At 67.4% G+C, this 17046-nt stretch carries 13 protein-coding genes and 1 pseudogene; 6 read left to right on the top strand and 8 right to left on the bottom strand.

What is annotated here, in order from left to right; genetic code table 11:
• Positions 1–4 precede the first annotated feature (4 nt).
• Positions 5–547: a matrixin family metalloprotease gene (locus ACZ7M7_RS43555; protein WP_472127273.1), complete on the bottom strand. Its 543-nt coding sequence runs from the start codon at positions 545–547 to the stop codon at positions 5–7.
• Between the two features lie 937 nt (positions 548–1484).
• Here ACZ7M7_RS43555 and ACZ7M7_RS43550 point away from each other — a divergent pair.
• Positions 1485–4238: a hypothetical protein gene (locus tag ACZ7M7_RS43550; protein WP_472127271.1), complete on the top strand. Its 2754-nt coding sequence runs from the start codon at positions 1485–1487 to the stop codon at positions 4236–4238.
• A complete protein-coding gene (locus tag ACZ7M7_RS43545) occupies positions 4235–8374 on the top strand; it encodes a hypothetical protein (protein ID WP_472127269.1) in 4140 nt (1379 codons plus the stop codon). Before ACZ7M7_RS43550 ends, ACZ7M7_RS43545 begins: the two co-directional genes overlap by 4 nt.
• 30 nt (positions 8375–8404) lie before the next feature.
• Here ACZ7M7_RS43545 and ACZ7M7_RS43540 read toward each other — a convergent pair whose 3' ends face one another.
• The 3 genes from ACZ7M7_RS43540 to ACZ7M7_RS43530 form a co-directional block, all read right to left on the bottom strand.
• On the bottom strand, positions 8405–9214 hold the full coding sequence (locus ACZ7M7_RS43540; RefSeq protein WP_472127268.1) for a S8 family serine peptidase: 810 nt from the start codon (positions 9212–9214) through the stop codon (positions 8405–8407).
• A gap of 350 nt (positions 9215–9564) precedes the next feature.
• Entirely contained in the window at positions 9565–10398 is an 834-nt protein-coding gene (locus tag ACZ7M7_RS43535) for a cyanobactin maturation protease PatG family protein (RefSeq protein ID WP_472127267.1), read from the bottom strand.
• A 37-nt stretch (positions 10399–10435) separates the two neighbouring features.
• Positions 10436–10648, bottom strand: a complete 213-nt coding sequence (locus ACZ7M7_RS43530; protein ID WP_472127265.1) for a hypothetical protein — start codon at positions 10646–10648, stop codon at positions 10436–10438.
• Positions 10649–11159: 511 nt separating this feature from the next.
• Between ACZ7M7_RS43530 and ACZ7M7_RS43525 the strand changes: the two genes are divergently transcribed.
• The 4 genes from ACZ7M7_RS43525 (at position 11160) to ACZ7M7_RS43510 (ending at position 13779) form a co-directional block, all read left to right on the top strand.
• A complete protein-coding gene (locus tag ACZ7M7_RS43525) occupies positions 11160–11600 on the top strand; it encodes an AfsR/SARP family transcriptional regulator (protein ID WP_472127263.1) in 441 nt (146 codons plus the stop codon).
• Positions 11601–11641: 41 nt separating this feature from the next.
• Positions 11642–12394 carry an AfsR/SARP family transcriptional regulator gene (locus ACZ7M7_RS43520; RefSeq protein ID WP_472127262.1) on the top strand — a complete coding sequence of 251 codons (753 nt, stop codon included), beginning with the start codon at positions 11642–11644 and terminating at the stop codon, positions 12392–12394.
• A 124-nt stretch (positions 12395–12518) separates the two neighbouring features.
• Complete coding sequence (locus tag ACZ7M7_RS43515; RefSeq protein WP_472127261.1) at positions 12519–13469, top strand: hypothetical protein; 951 nt, start codon at positions 12519–12521, stop codon at positions 13467–13469.
• A gap of 187 nt (positions 13470–13656) precedes the next feature.
• A complete protein-coding gene (locus ACZ7M7_RS43510) occupies positions 13657–13779 on the top strand; it encodes a hypothetical protein (protein WP_472127260.1) in 123 nt (40 codons plus the stop codon).
• Positions 13780–13941: 162 nt separating this feature from the next.
• On the opposite strand, the gene ACZ7M7_RS43505 is transcribed toward ACZ7M7_RS43510, so the two are convergent.
• From ACZ7M7_RS43505 to ACZ7M7_RS43490, 4 genes and pseudogenes are all read right to left on the bottom strand, one after another.
• Positions 13942–15126, bottom strand: coding sequence for an IS701 family transposase (locus ACZ7M7_RS43505; RefSeq protein WP_472127258.1), 1185 nt, complete (start codon positions 15124–15126; stop codon positions 13942–13944).
• Positions 15127–15192: 66 nt separating this feature from the next.
• A protein-coding gene (locus ACZ7M7_RS43500; protein ID WP_472127289.1) for an IS5 family transposase occupies positions 15193–15992 on the bottom strand; the annotation gives its coding sequence in 2 pieces (ribosomal slippage) (positions 15193–15654 and positions 15657–15992; 798 coding nt in all).
• 46 nt (positions 15993–16038) lie between these two features.
• Positions 16039–16734: pseudogene (locus ACZ7M7_RS43495) on the bottom strand (transposase); the annotation flags it as partial.
• A complete protein-coding gene (locus ACZ7M7_RS43490; RefSeq protein WP_472127287.1) occupies positions 16686–17045 on the bottom strand; it encodes a DDE-type integrase/transposase/recombinase in 360 nt (119 codons plus the stop codon). The gene ACZ7M7_RS43490 and the pseudogene ACZ7M7_RS43495, both read right to left, overlap by 49 nt.
• Between the last annotated feature and the right edge of the window lies 1 nt (position 17046).

Here is a 17046-nt window from a genome sequence, read left to right as displayed (position 1 = left end):
CCCCTCACGGCAGGCTCGTGAAGCAGTGCTGCCTTATCTTGACGTTTTGAGCGTGGGTGAGAATAGGCAAGATGGGCGGGTTGCCGGAAGTCGTGGACTCATACATCAAGTTGGTCGGATCGGTACTGTGACCGAGACCCAAATAGTGGCCGATCTCGTGTGGCATTCCGACGTTGGTCCAGGCTCCTATGAGCTCCACGACCACTCCAGTTCGAGTCGGGTAAGTATCATACTTGTTGCACGGGCCGTACACAGGCGAGATGCCAGCTTTCTCACCCGCATAGTCCCTCACGAGGAAGATGTCGATGGATTTCCCCGGTATGGTGTAGTCAGACGTCAGCCAAGCCGCTTCCACGTCGCTGTCGATGTATGCATATCCTTGGGCATCGGCTACCGAGATCGAGTAGGCGTCGAAGCCGAAGATGTCGAACCCGACCTGCCAATAGGTTCGGCGGGTGGCCCAGCAAGCCTCGTTGACGACTTCCTTGTCACTGGTGGTGAAGTTCTCCCACCCGACGTAGATAAGATTGACGGCGACGTGAGGCATAGTGCCTCCCCTTAAAGGAATTTGAATGTCCGTGACGAAACGCGATTGTCGCGCAGGTAGTCACCAGAGCACCCCAACCGACCCTCGAGGCGCTTCGAACTGCTGTCGCGCCGTCTATTTGGATCACTCTTAGGGAATGTGTCCTTGATCTCAGGTTCCAACCGGTAGTGCACTGATGTCAACTGCTCAGCGTTCACCCTCCTGTGAGTCTCTCGGTATGTCGGCGAGCAGCCGGCGGTACGCCAGCGGGCATGGTTTCCTGCTCAACAGATGGCAGCAAGGAATGGCCCACCTACATACTCTTGTTGCTGCAGGTCCGTCCTGGCCCACGGACCATCCTGAACCTAACGAGTTCACCGAAGAGATCTTTGGTGTGGACGTCGGGCTCTGGCTGGCGGTCGAGCACTGATGGGGCACGGGCCTTGGACATCGCGTTGGAAACCAGGGCTGTCGCGGTTGGACCGCACGCTGGCCAGCCTGCGGCGCGGAGACAGCAAGACGGATCAATTCATGCCGAGCCGACCGTATTCCTTCGCCGCCCTGGGAGTGCGGCCGGACTTCTCGGGGCGCATTGCTGGACGCCGTGTGCATCGGGCCGGCGGACGTATGGACCGCCGTCACCGCTGCCCAGCTATGACCGTGGTGCCGAGATTGACGCAGGTCGGCCAGTGGCATGCCTGCGATCCGGAGTTCTGGATCGACGTGGACTCCGGCTCCGACGCCGCCTGCGCGCTTCGCCTCGGCGTGGGCCTCGCGCCGAGGCGGCCTGCACCGTTAACGGTGGGATGACGGCTCCCGCCTAACGTGCGAGACACACCGACCTGTGCGGTGTGGATTCGCCCCCTGAGGTGAACGGCCAAAAGGGGTGTATTACCCGGCCGGGTCCGATAGATCACGGGAGCTGGTGCCGATGTGCGCTGCGGCCGCGGGGACGCCCATGGACGGGACCACCGTCTCCTTCCTCCGCCGTGAGGACATGCTCGTCCTGGACTTCACCTTCTCTAACATCTCCCGCTCGGGCACGGCGGGCGCTGTCGTCCTCGGCCCGACCACGCCGGGCACCGCGGGAACGATCACCGTCCACTTCCCGCCGCAGTCCGCCCTGGAGGAGGCAACGTTGCTGGCAGAGGCGTACACGAGCACCAAACGGGTGCGCTACTCCGGCGAGAGCACCATCGCCCTGCGCGTACCCCCGGGCACGTCCGTGCCGTTCACGGCGGACGGGCTGCTGTCCTGGGCCGCGCTGGAGGCTGTTCAGGCGGGCACCGTCCTCGAATGCGTCTGGGGCCTCTTCTTCCGGCCCGCCTCCGCCGACCTGGTGTGGCGGCACGTGACCGCGCCTGTCACGGGCAGCTCTGGGGCCACCGGCATCTGGCACACCCGGATCTCCCCTAAGTCCGCGCCCCTGGGCGGCCCGGTGGGCCTGGTGGGGGTCGCGTCACCGCGGGGTTGGCAGCCCTTCACCAGCTCGCTCTCCGCGCCTCACCGGCAGCAGATCCACAACGCCACCGGCGCCCGGCCGGTGACCGCCAACGGGGTCGTGCTGTCCGCGCTCGGCGCCAACGTCGACCTCGCCGGGGACTGGAAGGAGTTCCCGGCGCTCGGCATCAAGGGTTACCGCCACCGCTCGGCGGGCGGCCGTGACATCGTCGTCCAGGTCGATGAACGCGGCTTCCTGCTGCCGTTCGGATTCCCAGTCCAGGTCACCACCCGCACCGAGCGACGGCTCGACTACGGACTCGTCCAGTCGATCCGGCTGACCGTTCTGAAGCCCGAGATCACCTACGAAGGCGTCGCCGCCCTTCCCAACGGCGGCCGGGCCTTCCCCTTCGTTCGGGTCCGGGTCGACCAGCCGACCGATACCGAGATCTCCGTCGGGACCGACCTCGGACAGGTCGGCTACTGGGTGCATCGCGCCGATGCGCCCGCCACGCCGCTGCCCTTCGCCCTCAGCGCCGATGACCGGCTCGGCCACCGCGTTCACTTCACCGCTCCTCTCGTCTTCATCCGGGGCGACTTCGCCTACGGTGGCCTGAGCGGCCCCCTCGCGACGTACGAGAACATCACCAAGAACCTTCCGCTGCCCGCCACCGGCCGCCTGGCACTCGCCGAGGCCGATAGCGGCACGACCGACGAGAAGAGCACGGTCGACGTCGCTGAACTGCGGGTCGGAGCCCAAACCTCGCAGGCTACCTCCGCCCAGCTCATGGCCGCCGGACGGTTGGCCGCACACCCTCGGCTACTCTCTGTCGGCGCCCGGATCCCAGCCCTGGACGCCCTCGCGCCCCCGCCCGCCGGTACCGGCGTCAGCGCCGCCGAGCCGGCCGCCGTCACCGGCACCGTCCACCAGCTCAAGCTGTACGACAAGTACGTGACCGGCGGCCTTGCAGCTACCCGCCAGGTCTACGCGAGCCTGGCGAAGGCCGCCGACTTCGCACCACCGCCCGCCGCCTCCGGCGCCGTTGCCGCCCTTGCGCTGCCCGTGAGCGGGCTCTCCACCACCACCGGTCTAGTCGGCGGGAAACTGGACACCTTCGCCGCCGGACAGTTCGACCCGGGCACGTACTTCAAACCGCCGGCGGGCACCGGTGATCTGCCCACCCGACTGCTCGGGGTGATCGACCTGACGAAGCTGGTCGAGCCTGGCGGCAGCCCACCGAAGATCATCACCACCGTTGTACACGCCCCGGGGACCACCAATCTGCCGACCGCTGTCCGGACGGAGATGACCTGGCGCCCCACGATCAAGGTCACCACCCTCGGGTCGCTGACGACGAGCCGGCCCGACAGCCTCGACATCACGTCCACCAGCCTCGCCGAGTTCGGCGGATCCCCGCCGACCGCCGAAGTCCGGGGCGAACTGCGGGACTTCAAGCTCAGCTTCGCGAACGTCCTCGCCATCGAGTTCCGGCGGATGGCCTTCACCAGCCAACCTGGCACCACCCCCGACCTGGACGTCAAAATCGGCAAGGTCGGCTTCGAGGGAGACCTCCGCTTCCTCAACAAGCTCCGCGAATACCTGCCGTCGCCCGCCAGCGGGCCCCGCATCAACATGGACCCCAAGGGAGTCGAGGTCGGCTACGGACTCGCCGTACCGACCGTGGGCGCCGGCGTGTTCCTGCTCCAGAACTTGGCCCTGTCCATCACTGTACGGCTCCCGTTCGACGGCACGCCCGTCCGAACTACCTTCCGCGTCTCCTCCCGTGACCACCCCTTCCTCGTCACCGTGTCCCTCCTCGGCGGCGGCGGATTCTTCGCCCTCACCGTCGAATCCGGCAAGGTCACCGTCCTGGAAGCCCAACTGGAGTTCGGCGCGGCCGCCGCGCTCGACCTGGGCGTCGCCAGCGGCTCGGTCTCCATCACCGCCGGGGTGTATTTCAAGCTGGACAACGGCAAGAGCCTGCTGGAGGGCTTCCTACGAGCCGTCGGTGCCCTCGAGGTCCTCGGCATCATCAGCGTCTCTGTCGAGTTCTACCTCTCCCTGAAGACGACCGACTCGGGCAAGGAGATCGTCGGCAGCGCCAGGGTGACCGTCCGTGTACGCGTCGCCTTCTTCTCCCAGTCCGTCAGCCTGCCGATGGAGCGCCGGTTCGGCGGCGGGGGAGACCCCTCGTACAGCGATGCCTTTCCCACCCAGAACGCGTGGAGCAAGAGGTGCGCCGCCTTCGCCGCCCTGGAGGACGCGTCATGATCAAGCAGACCCTGGTGTGGACCCTGCTGCCGGACCCGGCAGCGCCCCCGACCGCCGCCGGGACGACCCAGCTGTCCCTCGTCCTCAGCATCCGGCTCTCGAACAACGAGGGAAGCCCACCTGGCACCGCCGTCCTCCCCCTCTCCCGCTACACACAGATTGCAGCCTTCCCCACCCTTGGCTTCCAACCGCTGACGGTGATCGTCAAGAAGGAAAACGACACCTCCGTCACTCCCATCGCCACCCTCGTCGACGACCCGCCGATCCCCGCGCTCTGGCAGGCGCTCTTCCCCGGGTCGCTGCTCGTCGAACCCTTCGTCTTCGCCCAGCACGCGATGACCGACCCCATCGAGTCCTATCCCGCTGCGAAGGTAGGAGCGGCCCTGTCCGACGTGTACACCCGCTTGATGGCCGGTGCCGTCGACGCCGCCGTCCGGGAGCCCGACGAGGATCCTCACGGCTCCGCTGAGGCGCCCCAGGCCGACTCGGACTGGGAGACGGTCGAACGGCTCATCCGGCGCGTCGGGGCCCCCGACAGCTCGGACACCGACGTCGACGGGCTCCGCCGCGAACTGCTGCGTACAAGAGCCGTGGAGGACGACGACGCACGCGACGCCGAGGGCTGGGCCCGGCTCGCCGAATTTCACCGCCCCATGGAGCCCACGACCCGCGAACTCACCGGCATGGGCCCCGGCACGCCGAGCCCGTACGAATTCCACGCCCTGCTCGCCGCGCTCGCCGACCACCCGACGCTGATGGTCCCCCTCGGGCTGGTCCGCCGCTTCACCATCTCGCTCCCCACAGACCTGAACGAGCCCGTTACCATCCAGGCCGTACCGCACTCGCTCCAGTTCATTCACAGTTACCGGCCACGGACCCGGTGCTTCGCCCGCAACGGGAGACTCACTCTCGCCCGCCCCGACGGCACCTCGGCCTCCCCCTTGCTGCCGCTGAACGACAGCAGCGTCTACACCCCGATCGACGTCGACCTCGACGCTGGCGGACTCGCCCTGCAGAACTACGCCCAGGCCCTGAGCTCCCTGCCCCGCGATGAAGCCGCACCCGAGATCAAGCCACCCGCGCTGCGCTCCGCGGGCATCTTCGTCGCCGAGGCGAACCGCCAGGTCACCTTTCAGAAACTCCTCGACGTGGTCGCCGCCATCGACGATGACCTGAAGAACGGCGGCCAGGGCGACGCGAAGACCCTGGATGCGTCCACTGTCCAGCAGGGCATCCGGGTGGATGTCCACGACGCGGGCTCGAACCGCTGGTACCCGCTGTGCTGCCGCGAGGGGAAGTACACCGTCGACGACTACGGCGCCGTGCCCATCAAGGACGAGGGCTGTGTCACCGATGCCCTCACCCGCGGCGCTGACGAGGACGGTAACGACAAGGGGCGCCTCACTCAGGCCATCCTCCGCTGGAACAACTGGAACCTGGTCACCAAACCCCATGGCAGGACCATCGGCGTCGACGGCCAAGTGACCGACCCCGGCCCCGAAACGAACCCCGCACTGCCCTTCGCTGCCGCCGTCGACTGCCCCGCCAACACCCTGCCGGCCCTCCGCTTCGGCCGCACCTACCGCTTCCGCGCCCGACTGGTCGACCTCGCGGGACGCAGCACCCCCTTCACCACCACCCCCACATCGGGCGAACCGGCCACCGTTCCCCTGCGGTTCTCCCGATACGACCCGGTGCCCGCGCCCGTCCTGATGCTCCGCCGTCCAGTCACCACGGGCGAATCCCTGGTCGACATCGTCGTCCGGACCGACAACACCAATCCCGCCGCCCCCGTCACCGGGCTCACCTGCGAGCGGCACCTGCTCCCGCCGAAGGCCTCCGTGGAACTGGCGGAACGGCACGGCGTGCTCGACCTCGCAGCCGGACACCGGCCCGACCCTGCCGTCCACGCCCTGCTGGCAAAGTACGACGGCGGGAAGATCACCGGTACCCCGGATCCCGGCGCGGGCGGCAGCCCGTACAAGGACACCGACACGATAGAACTGCCGTGGCTGCGCGACCCGCTGTCCCAGGGCGCGGCCCTGCGCGGCGTACCGGGCACCCCCGAACTGCTCACCACCTGGCCCGCCGGGGGCCCAGGCTGGTATCAGCGACTGCCGATGCGGTTGATCGTCGAGGCCGGACCGATGAACAGCGCCCAGTCCACGGCCGTCGCCGACGCCGCCACCCGGACGATCCGCGTGAAGCTGCATCCGGCCGCGTCCTTCCCTGCCGCACTCAGCTCGATACTGGCGCGAGGCGACGAGGACCTGCTGGGCCAGTGGCGGTGGTACACCGAGCGGGTGACGGCCGTCGAGGAACAGGACGGCGACTCGGGCGAGGGCCCGGACACCGGGAACAGCACTGGTGACGGCGCCAGGACCGGACCGGTCACCAGTACCTATACCGAAGGCGTCGAATCCGATGTCCACGATCTCCTCGCGGACATGGCGAGCACGGCACCCGAGGAGTTCGGGCCCGCCGGGAGCAGCGAGCGGGACGACACGATCCCCGTCCTATCCGGCGCCGACTACGAAGCCGCGCTGCAGGCCGTCCTCGCGGGCGGGATCGGACAGCTCACCCCGACGACCGGGCTGACGATGGTCCACGCCGTCCGCTGCCCCGTCACCCCGCCGGCCTTCGCGGGCCCGCGAATCCTGCGGGAGCCCGCACAGACCGTGTACGCCCTCGATGAGGCCGCGGTGGCCGTCCACGGCGCCTCCACCCTCACCGTGCACACCCAGGCGTCGTGGACCGAGTACTCCGACATGACCGGCAAAGGGCTGGTGAAGTCTGCGGCGTCGGCCGTGCTCCGCCCGGAGACCGACTCCCTCGGCGCCCCCGGCGGCCCGGCGCTGAAGAAGATGCCATTCCGAAGCCGCCATGACCTCGGGGACACCCGCCACCGGCTCATCACCTACAAACCTGTCGGCGCGTCACGCTTCGTGCCGTACTTCACCCAGCGTCGTACGGTCGTCCTCACCGGCATCAAGTCCGAGAAGATCGCCCCATCCTTCGTCCCGGGCACCGTTGTCGTACGGGCCGCCGTCAAGGCGCTCAACGACGACGGCACCCCGGCCAGGCCCGGGGCGACGTACCGCATCGGCACGGATGTGACCGTGAACGACGACAAGGGCGAGGTCACCCGGATCCCCACCGGGACGATCGCGAACGGCGCATCGGTGGAGGTCTCGTACGTCGTGCCCCCCGTCACCCGCACCGGGCCGTCGGTCACCCTCCACGTGCCGTCGACCGTACGGCCTCCGGCGCCCGTGGTGCACTCGGTGGTGCCCGCCTTCGCCTGGCAGCGAACCACCGCAGGCAACGTCACCACCAGCATCCGCAAGGAGGGCACGGTCCGGGTCTACCTCAAGCGGCCCTGGTATCTCACCGGGGAGGGCGAACTCCTCGGAGTCCGGGTCATCGACGCCATGACCACAACGACCGACCCGTCAATGCAGAAATGGGCCACTACCTGGGGTCGTGACCCGATCCGGGATAAGGGGGACGCGCCCATCATGGCGTACCCCACCCCTGCGCAACTGGACGAGCGCGCGGTCAGCGTACGCCTCGACCAGGGCCACGCCCTCGGCTTCCCCGTCGACTACGACGAGCAGCGGCAACTGTGGTACGCGGACATACGGTTCAAGGGGAACACCCTCTATCAGCCCTTCGTCCATCTGATGGTGGTCCGGCTCCAGCCCGACTCGCTGACGGCCCCTGAGGACCTGCGGGCATCCCCCGTGGTCGACGCCGGCTGGGTCCAGCTCCCCGCCTACCGACGAGCGAAGATCGTCGTCGGCGGGACGGCGAAGGGGGCGCCGGTGACGGTGTCGGTCGTGGGACCGAAGCCGCCGCCCGGACGGGACGGCCTGACGTCCCAGTTCACCGTGAGCATGCAGGTCCGCGACCCGCTGCTGCCTAACGACGCCGGCTGGATGGACAGCGCGCCAGCCGCGCAGATGAACCCCGAGGCCGGGGAGGTCGGGGTGTGGACCCGGAACGTGGCGCTTCCGGCGGACGTGGGATCCCGACCGATGCGTGTGGTGGTACGGGAGTACGACGTCCTCCCTGACAGCCCGGAGCCAGGCCGGACGACGCGCCGGATCTCCTACCTCGACACGATCCCCATCTGATTTCTGCCTCTGATCCCTGCACTTGCAGGGTTACGCCGATACGTGGCGCAGCAAGTCATACGCGTACGCCGCGTCGAGCAGCGGGGGGACCACGGACGTACGGTGCGCCGGGGGCCGGGGTCTGGTGACCGCGTCACGTACCGCTTCGGCGGAGGCGCCCGGGAAGAGGGACCACAGCAGCGCCACAGCCCCGGTGACGACGGGCGCGGCGGCACTGGTACCGGAGAGCCCATAGGGAAGTGCTGGTGCTGTCAGACCGTGGCGGCCGATCGCCCGGCCCAGCGTCGATGTGGGCAGCGGTCGGCCCTCGTCGTCACACGCGACCACCGGGATCACCCAGGGATGGCGGACGAGCGGTGGGCCGCCGAGTTCGCCGTCGTTACCCGCCGCGGCAACCACGACAACGCCGTGCCGGCAGGCCAGTTCGACGGCGTCGAGCAGCATGCCGATACCGGGGTCGTCCACGGGGCCCGCGGACGGGAGGCGCTGAAGCGCCAGACTCAGATTGACTACCCGGGCACCGGCAGTGACGACATCCGCCAGCGCGTCGGCCAAGTCGGCGGGCGTGGCGGGCGGGACGTCGACCCCAGGAACGGGACGTACGACGAAGGAACAGCCCGGACAGATACCGGGTGTGGGGGCGGTGGGCCGGGCGGCGAGGGACGAGACGACAAGGGTCCCGTGGCCCGGGGGAGCGTCCGGGCCCCGGGCGGGGACCGGGGCGCCGATGAACCGTACGGGCTGGAGGGCCAGATCTGGGTGGCCGGGGTCGACGGCTCCGTCGACCACACCGACCACGACGTCGGAGCGTCCGGCGGTGCGTGCCGTGAGAGCGGTCAACTGGGCCGGGTCCAAGACGCCAGTTAGAGGATGCACTCGTAGTTGACCACCTTCCGTTGCGATTCCCACGTGTTCCCCTCGCAGTCCCTGCAGGTCTCAACCTCAATGGTTGCTCCGTTTTCGTCGCAGTACCGCTCCGTGGTGCACTGGTAAACGCAGAGGCAGTTTTTCTCGCACCGGCTCCGGCACTTCTGGCACTGGGACGGATTGCTCTTACACGTATGGGCGCAAGCACCTTTGCACTCGAGCTTGCAGGTTAGAGGGTCGGGTTGGGCGGGGAAGACGCCGTAGACGCCGCGCACACTCGATTCGGCGGTGAATCCGGGAATTGTCACCGCGATCACCTCATCTCAGAGGCTTGGCCCGAGACGGGTCAGCAGATAGGGATTCATATACTGGGTGGAGACCAGTACGGAGTACTTCTCCGTGAGGTCGGTGGTACGGCTGGTGTAGGTCACGGTGAAGCTCATGACGCCCTGGTCGCCGCCGACCGCCGCCGGGCGAACATTGATCGAGGTCAGCGCGTAGTCGCCGGCGAACGCCTCGAAAGTCTTCAGATACACGGCCTCGTACCGGCAGGCCACGAAGTTCGCGGCGCGGTCCTCGGGCGTGGAACCCGCGTTCTCCGTGATCTGGAGGATCTTGGTCAGCACGTCGTCGCAGAGCGCCCGGAATCGCTTAGCCGACATGCCGTCCGGCTTCTTGATCGCCTTGAAGAGTGACGGGCGGTCGAAGGAGTAGAGCTGGTGGAACTCCAGGACGGGAAGGGGGAGTCCGGCGCAGGAGTCGGCCGCCGTGAGGGGGTCGCGCACTCCGACCACCACATCGAGATCGAGCGGGGTGGGAGCGGGGCGGAGGGCCTCAATGAGCTTGTCGTAGTCGTCCGAGTACCTCGGTACAACGTCATACGTGTCCACGCCCTGGATCGCGAGGACGTACTGCATCTGCCGGGCCAGATAACGGTTCTCGGGCCGGGCGAGCACCGTCCGCAGAACCTCGTCCGTCGTCAGCCCCTTGGTGTTCGTCGCCCCCACCACCTGGATGAACTCCTTCTCGACCCCCGGGTCGCGGAACCGGGCACGGATCTGCCCGATGGCGAAAACGTAGGGATGGCGGTGCTCGTGGGGCATTTCGGCGCCCAGTGGGGCAGCCGCCGCCTCTGGCGTGACTGTCTCGTCGCTCATGAGTGGCTCCCGGTGTCCCATCGGCTGGCCGCGTATGTCAGCGGCGCCGCTTGGAGAAGGTGACCCATTCATTCATCCGCCGGGCCCGGCGCGCACAGCCGCCGCACGGGCGTACACCCACGGCGCTCGTCGCCCGGCCCACTACGTCGCCGAGGCCGATCTCGTCCTCTCGGACGAACCCGGGGAGACGGATCTCGTGACGCGCACGCCCGCCGCGCTTCTGGCGTTCGTCGCGCTCCCGGCTGCCCATGTCGGGTGCTCCTGACGTCGACCCCCCCTTGCTCGTTCATTGTCCGCTGTGCGACCACGCCCCGCATCCGGAGGGGAAGGGAACTTGCCGACGAGGTCGAACGAGTAGTTGGCCCGACGCAACAACAGGCCTGCCGCAGGAAGCCGCCCTATGATGAGTGCGGCGGTGAAACAGAAGCCATCTGCCTCGCGAACAGCGCGCAGGGACAGCAATGAATCCATTCCCCTCACCTCCACAGCACACCCACCTGCAACTCCTCGGCCAGTTCCGCTTGGAGTTCAACGGCGAGCCCGTACCTCTGTGCGGCAACGCCCAGCGTCTCCTGGCCTTCATCGGACTCCGTCGGCGCGTCAGCCGCTCTGTGGCCGCGCAGACCCTGTGGCCGGCCGCGACTGAAACGCACGCTCGCGGGAGCCTTCGGACTGCGCTGTGGCACCTGAGTAGCGACTGCCCGAAACTCGAACTCGTCCACTGCACGCAGGAGTCGCTCAGGCTCGGCCACGGTGTGAGAGTGGACGCTCGCACCCTCGCACGGACTGCACAGGACATCGCCCGGGACCGCGGTCCCCTCACTGCCGACCCCCTGCTGATAGGGCTTCTCGACCGGGGTGACCTGCTGCCCGACTGGGACGACAACTGGGCTGTTCTGGAACGGGAATGGCTGCGCCGGCTGCGCCTAAAAGCACTCGACATCCTGGCGGAGAGGCTTGCACGGCACAACATGCCAGCTCTCGCCTTGGAAGCCGCACTAGCAAGCATCCGCATCGAACCGCTCCGCGAGTACCCGCACCGGGCGGCGGTCTCGGCGCATCTCGCCGAGGGCAACATGATCGAAGCCCTCAGACACTACGAGGCATTCCGGCACCTGCTTCGCACGGAGCTCGGAGCTGAACCGTCCCCCTGGTTCACGCGGACGATCCCTCTCAAGCGGCGCTGTCAACCACGGCGATGACGATGGCTTGCTCGGAATCATGCTCCGCTCCCTGCCTCCGGATGCTCGGGCAATTCCAGCTGGTGTACGGCGGCAAGACGGTGCAGTTGTGCGGGAACGCGCAACGTCTGCTGGCCCTCGTGGGACTGCGCTCGAGCGTCAGCCGAACCCTCCTGGCTGGGACGCTGTGGCCGGAGGCTACCGAAGCGCACGCCCGGGGCAGTCTACGCAGCACCTTGTGCAAGCTGCCACATGGCAGCTGGGCGTTGGTCACATGTGGCAGGAATGCAATATCGATCGCCGACTCCGTGACTGTGGATGCCCGTGAACTCGCCGAAACGGCGCTGCGCGTGGTGGGTCCGCCGGGAGTGCCGGGCGCCGAGCCGGTACCGACGGTCTTGTTCGGCGAGGGCGAACTGCTGCCCGGATGGGACGACGACTGGGTGCTGTTCGAACGGGAACGGCTGAGGCAATTGCGTCTGCATGCTCTCGACGCGTTGGCCTACAGCCTGGCGCGAACGGGACGGCCTGCGCTCGCCCTGAAGACCGCGCTGGAGAGCGTGCGAGCCGAACCGCTGCGGGAGAGCGCGCACCGGGCAGTGGTCGCTGCGCATCTCTCACTGGGCAATGTAGACGAGGCTGTGCGGCACTACCGAGCCTTTGGCCAAGCGCTGCACGAGAAACTCGGAGTTCCGCCGTCACCGCAGTTCACTCAGATGCTATCGCTGACTGTCGGCGTCCGTTCGTCGGCCGCCGACATCCTCCGGGAGGCCGTCGGCCCACGACCTCCTGGAGGACGGAAGGAGGGGGAATGACGCTGTGGTGACACACGCCCCCTATCGTCCGTAAGTGAGACCGAATTTCCGAACCCTGTGGTCGGACGCGTTGCCTCACGGCCCTGTCCTCCGTGTCATGCCCTTGAGAGCAGGTGAATTCCCCATGACTGCTACCTACGTCGATGTCTCCGCACCATCCCGCATCATCGGACCTGACATGCCGGGCGAGCCGGCGGACGAGCGTGAGAAGTTCGCGCGCATAACCAAGGAATATCCCGACGAGAACGCGGAAGCCCTCCAGCGGGCCTTTCTGCAGAGCAGGCTCCGCCTGGCGAGGACCCACCCGGACGGGGATCTCGAAGACCGCGACCGCATGGTGTCTGCCCTGGCCGAGCGGTTCGAGCAGGACTTCGGCGTTAAGGAAGAGCCGGTGCCGGGCGGTGTCGGTTACGGCTTCTACTACCACGAGCCGTTCAAGAGGGCCTTCGCGACGGGCACGGCGCTGGGCTGGGACATCATCTGCCCCGACAAGCCGGGCGGCAACGTCAACAACTTCCTTTACCTGACGGGCATGAACCGCGCGGTCAAGGGGCTTGAAGCGTTCATCGCCTATTACGCGCAGAACGCGCCGCGCTTCCTGGTGTGGGACTGGGCACAGAACCCTCCATACTTGCGGCTAGACCTGCCCTGGTCGTCCCTGGGCGAGTACCTCCGGAAGGTCAGTTCTCATGGTCTAACCCGACAGGTCATGAGTGTCACGAACATCACTGTGGAGATCTCCCCCGGGACGTGGAGCAACATCGTGTACCTCTGGAACCGCGCCCACAACCGGCAGGACCTCGTCTACCGGTTCGACTACCCGGCGACCCTGGCCCAGCAGATAGCGCTCGACTTCAACGGGACCTGGGCGGCAATTGTGGAGACATTCCAGCCCGCGTACTCGGGCACCAAGCCGCTGGGAGCCCTCGGCATCTCCACCTGCACGCGGGACAGCGCCGGAAACTGGGGTCCCTGGGGGTTGCTCACGTACAACCAAAGCTACGTCCGCACCGACAACGTCGGCTTCCATGTCGAGTTCATCGACCACAACTACAACTTCGCCGTCAAGAGCTGATCCCACAGAAACCGCCGACATGTCCGAGCCTCCGCCGCGTATTCCTCCGGACGCTGACGGGCCCGCGGGCTCGCCCGGGGACCGGCGCGAGGAGTTCGATTGCGAATCGCGTCGGGTCCCCCGGAACGCCGCCGCTGAGCGTGCCTTCATCCAGGGGAGGATCGACATGATCCGCACAGATCCTCGCATGACGGACGTAGAGAAGGACCGAGCCATCACCGAGCTCCAGCGCGCCCTGCGGGCACTCGACGCACTCACATCCGATGGCCCGCACTCCAACGCACACCCCCCGACGCCGGACGAGCACTAATACTGCAACGGTGTTTGTGCTGAGTGCTGGGCAGTTTTCAGGGGCTGTGTCCGCGTCGTTTGTAGTGGCTGATGCGGGCTTGGTATTGGCGTCGGCGGCGCCAGGTCGACCAGTGCAGGACGTGACCGATCGGGGTGGGACGGCGGCCGGTGAGGCGGGTGATCAGCCGTCGGATCTCGGCGAGGCTGAGGTGGATGAGCTGGGAGGATCCGTTTCTGCTTTCTCCGTGTCCAGCTGGCGGGCCCGCAGGACGGTGAGGCATGCGTGGGCGGCCATCGCCAAGGTCATGTGGCGGTGCCAGCTGGGATAGCGGCGGACCTGGTAGTCGTCCAGGCCGCACTCCTGCTTGGCGGTCTGGAAGCATTCCTCGACAGCCCAGCGGCTGCCCGCGATGCGAATGAGTTCGTCCAGTGTGGTGTCGGCCGGGCAGTAGGCGATGTAGTAGGAGATCTCCTCGGGTCGGCTGACGCTGCGGCGTGCGAGGACCCAGTGCCGGCGGTCTTCGCGGTGCCAGGGCCTGACCTCGACGCGGGCCCAGTCGTAGATCCGCCGACCGTGTGCCCCTTCGCCGCAGGAACGACGCTTCCACTTCTGCCGCGGCAGGCCAGGGAACAGGTCGTGCACGGGGTGGTCGAGTGCCCAGCGGGTGACGACGGTGTCGTGCCGGGTGGTGGCCATGACATGGAAAACATCGGCCTGCTCGAGCTCGAAGCGCCATCCCTTGCTGAAGCCGTAGGCGGCATCCGCCGTCACCCAGGCGAACGGGATCCGGTCCGCGATGGCCTTGCGGACCATCGCCTTGGCCATGGCCACCTTCGTCTCGAAGGCGACCTCGTCGCCGATGCCGGCCCGACGACAGCGTTCCCGGTCGTCCGTCCACGACGTGGGCAGATACAGCCGCCGGTCGATCAGCGTGCGGCCGCGGCCGGTGGCGTAGGCGAGGAACACACCGATCTGGCAGTTCTCGGTCCGGCCGGCGGTTCCGGAGTACTGCCTTTGCACCCCGGCCGACCGCAGGCCCTTCTTCAGGAAGCCGGTGTCGTCGACGATCAGCACGGCGTTTTGGTCGCCGAGGTGTTCCACGACGTAGGCGCGTACGTCGTCCAGGACCTCGTCGGGGTCCCACTCAATCCGGTTCAGCAACCGGTGGATGCGATCGGGACCCTCGTGCCCGGCTTCCTCCGCCAGCGTCCAGCCGTTCTTCCGCTCCAGCGGTGCGACCAGGCCTCGCATGTAAGCGAGCGCCGACTGGCGCGGCTCTTCCCGGTTGAACCGGTGCACGAACCGGTCATGCAGAGCGTCCAGTTCACCGGCCCACAGCCTGACATCAGCAAGGTCCCCACCCATGACCACATCAACGACTGAGCTGGCCAGCAGTCACGGCAAGCACCGTTGCAGTACTAAGACGTCATCTCATTTGGTGAGTCTGCGGTAGCAGATGAGGGTGCAGGCGATGCTGGTGAAAGCCAGGAAGTGCTCGGCTTTGCGCTCGTAGCGGCCGTGCAGTCGGCGGCATCCGGCGAGCCAGGACATCGTGCGCTCTACGGTCCAGCGGTGCAGGCCAAGGCGGGTTGAGGACTCGATGCCCTTGCGGGCGATGCGGTGCCGGATGCCGCGCCCGCGTAACCATCGCCGCAGGTAGTCGTAGTCGTATCCCTTGTCGGCGTCGAGCTTTGCCGGCCTGCGCCGCCGGCGTCCGCGGCGAGAGCGAATCGGCGGTATGCCCTTCACCAGCGGGATCAGTGCCTGGCTGTCGTGGAGGTTCGCCCCCGAGATTCCGACGGACAGGGGCAGACCGGTCCGCTCGGTGACCAGGTGGATCTTCGACCCGTATTTGCCCCGGTCTACAGGATTCGGGCCTGTCAGATCCCCCTTTTCAGGGCCCGCATGTTCACCGAGTCGATCGCGCAGCGGGACCAGTCCAACTCGCCGCGGGAGCCGAGCTCGTCAAGGACCAGGCGGTGGAGCTTGGCCCACACCCTGGCCTTCGACCACTCGGCAAAGCGCCGGTGAGCGGTCGCTCCCGACCGCCCGAACGACGCGGACGGCAGCTGCTGCCACGTGCAGCCCGACGTAGCCACGAACACGATCGCGGCCAATACTTCCCGGTCACCGTGTCGACGCCGACCGCCACCCTGAGGCCGCGACGGAGCCTCCGGAACCACTCGCTGGAACAGCTCCCACAACTCATCCGGCACCAGCCGCTCAACAATCGAGACCACGACCGACAGCCTACCGATCCAAATGAGATGACTTCTAAATGTAGAGGGCCTGATAGATCGCCTCGTGGCTGATGCACATGGACTCATCATCCGGGAAATCAAGCTTGACCCGGTTCGCGATCTGCTCCGGGCTCCATACCTGAACCCACGCACGATCCTTGCGATGTGGCTTGTTCCGCCCCGTCCACGTGCCCGTCACCGGCCCCGCGATCGGCATGCCGCCAGCCGTGGTGATCTGGCCGGACAGTCTCTCCTGGACGTAGGCGTGCAATCTCGGATTGGCGACCAACTTCGCTGTCTTCGGACGCCGGGCCGCCATATCGGCCTTCCACTGCGCCACCGAAGCCCGGTAGTCGAGCTTGCCACCTCGTGTGGCGGCGTTGCGTCGCAGCTCGCGGGAGATCGTGCCTGGATCACGACCGACGTCTCGAGCGATCTCGCGCACGCCCTTGCCCTGGGCCCTGAGCAACGCGATCTCCTCTCGCTCGGTAAACGACAAGTACCTGCCCGAGGAGGGCTTCGAATCGAACGGCCGCATGCCGCCACACCGGCGGTACCAGCGCGTCGCGACCGCCGGCGCCACGCCGATGACGGCGGCCGCTTCCTCGGCCAGAAGGCCCTTGGCGATCTCCGTCCAGAACGCCTCCTCAACATGGCGCTGATACTTCGGATGCCCCGGAGACCTCAGCTTCGGACGCACCGCCCGGTCCGCTGCCTGCTGACGACGTACCATCCCAACACCTCCATGCGTAGGAGGTGTTGCGACGACCAGTTGAATCCGCCCTGACTGCCCGCGTCGGAAGGGTGAACCAGCCCCGGTCCAGCGGGAGTTCCGGCGCGGTCCCGACGCCACAAGGCCATGTCGAGCGCGTCGAGGACGAGCTTCGCCCGCTTGCTGGTGGCGGCGGACCAGCCCACGATCGTGCGGGAGCAGACGTCCACGACGAACGCGATGTAGACGATCCCGGGCCAGGTGGCAACGTAGGTGAAGTCGGCCACCCACCGCTCGTTCGGACGTGACGCGGTGAAGTCGCGCCGGAGCAGG

Source organism: Streptomyces sp. NPDC111606 (assembly GCF_055656945.1).
The sequence above is the reverse complement of the archived record's forward strand: the minus strand, read 5'-3'. Positions and strand labels throughout refer to the sequence as shown.

Coding starts and splice junctions, on each gene's coding strand:
- ACZ7M7_RS43505 (WP_472127258.1), bottom strand. CDS start 15,126: ATGGGTGGGGACCTTGCTGATGTCAGGCTGTGGGCCGGTGAACTGGAC.
- ACZ7M7_RS43545 (WP_472127269.1), top strand. CDS start 4,235: ATGATCAAGCAGACCCTGGTGTGGACCCTGCTGCCGGACCCGGCAGCG.
- ACZ7M7_RS43530 (WP_472127265.1), bottom strand. CDS start 10,648: ATGGGCAGCCGGGAGCGCGACGAACGCCAGAAGCGCGGCGGGCGTGCG.
- ACZ7M7_RS43520 (WP_472127262.1), top strand. CDS start 11,642: ATGCTCGGGCAATTCCAGCTGGTGTACGGCGGCAAGACGGTGCAGTTG.
- ACZ7M7_RS43550 (WP_472127271.1), top strand. CDS start 1,485: ATGGACGGGACCACCGTCTCCTTCCTCCGCCGTGAGGACATGCTCGTC.
- ACZ7M7_RS43510 (WP_472127260.1), top strand. CDS start 13,657: ATGACGGACGTAGAGAAGGACCGAGCCATCACCGAGCTCCAGCGCGCC.
- ACZ7M7_RS43515 (WP_472127261.1), top strand. CDS start 12,519: ATGACTGCTACCTACGTCGATGTCTCCGCACCATCCCGCATCATCGGA.
- ACZ7M7_RS43555 (WP_472127273.1), bottom strand. CDS start 547: ATGCCTCACGTCGCCGTCAATCTTATCTACGTCGGGTGGGAGAACTTC.
- ACZ7M7_RS43535 (WP_472127267.1), bottom strand. CDS start 10,398: ATGAGCGACGAGACAGTCACGCCAGAGGCGGCGGCTGCCCCACTGGGC.